Origin of the sequence: Massilia sp. DJPM01 (genome assembly GCF_030348125.1) — a bacterium.
Taxonomy (GTDB): Bacteria; Pseudomonadota; Gammaproteobacteria; order Burkholderiales; family Burkholderiaceae_D; genus Telluria_A; species Telluria_A frigida.
Window position 1 is genome coordinate 1 of the sequence record NZ_JAQOZV010000211.1, and the last position, 667, is coordinate 667.

Consider the following 667-nt stretch of genomic DNA (forward strand, 5'->3'; position numbering starts at 1 on the left):
AGCATAAAATTTCCAGGATTACAGATGTACTGAGCTGCGAACACCGTCGACAAGTGCCACAGCACCGCTTCGCCAGGTAACAAGGAGGTGCCACCGATCAAGATGCGGCTACGGCCACTTACACGAATTGAGGCAAATAAAATTTCTACTAGGCGCACAGGTCGCGCGATCACATTCATATCCGACATAATCTGTAGGTGCCGTCGGAGGCGGAGGCGGGGGGGGAGTCCATCCTCCACCACTCCCACCACCTCCCCCCCCGATACCGCCCCCCCCAAAATCACCACCCTCGCCACCCTCGCCACCTAGCTCCTTAGGGCACATCAATACCGGTGTTTCGCCCGCAAGCAAGCGTTGATCCTTCTCCGTTTTTACCACTGCTTTTTTAAACAAGGTAGTGTTCGCCTGCGAACCAAACAAAGATAATATTTTTGCAATTTGAGTTGGAGTTAACTCGCTTTCTAGTTCTGCATAACGATAGCCCGTTATCCCTTTCTCATTAAAAGTCAAACTCTCAAGAAATCGCTTACGTGCCGCTTCAGATAGGGCTGACAGCAAATTCTCCTGTGGCGGCGTCATCTTCATATAACGCGTCAGCTGCGCGGAAGAGGTAATCGTTGCCATATGGGAGGCCAGCGCTGAGGTCTGCATAGCTGATGTAGCTTTT

Annotated in this window: 1 protein-coding gene; it reads right to left on the reverse strand. The window is 51.6% G+C overall.

Annotated features, from left to right (window positions below; genetic code table 11):
* Positions 1-108: 108 nt before the first annotated feature.
* Positions 109-667: hypothetical protein (locus PO883_RS34715; protein WP_289313837.1), on the reverse strand; the 559-nt coding region annotated here is incomplete at its 5' end.